The sequence below is a fragment of the Thermus sp. FJN-A genome (assembly GCF_054655095.1).
Genome location: NZ_BAAHSC010000015.1, coordinates 1 through 246, shown reverse-complemented (window position 1 = coordinate 246; position 246 = coordinate 1). Strand labels below are relative to the sequence as shown.

The following is a 246-nucleotide window of genomic DNA, read 5'->3' as shown; positions in this document are numbered from 1 at the left end:
TTAGGGTCTCCGGGTGGACGGCCAGGACCAGGGTGGCCACCTCGGCGAAGGCCACCAGCCAGGGGACCACACTGGGGGTGAGGCCCGTGGCGTCGTCCACGACGAGGGTGACGGGGTTCACCCCTTCGGGGCGCTTGAGGGCCTTGAGGAGGCTCCTCGCCTTCTCCTCGTTCCCCGGGTAGCGCCTCTGCCAGGCCTTGAGGTCGGCCTCGAGGTCCCTCCCCCGCCCCCCCCCATCCACCGGGA

Annotated in this window: 1 pseudogene; it reads right to left on the bottom strand. The window is 72.0% G+C overall.

The window, feature by feature from the left end:
* Positions 1 to 246: pseudogene (locus tag ACYQ0J_RS00070) on the bottom strand (ATP-binding protein); the annotation flags it as partial.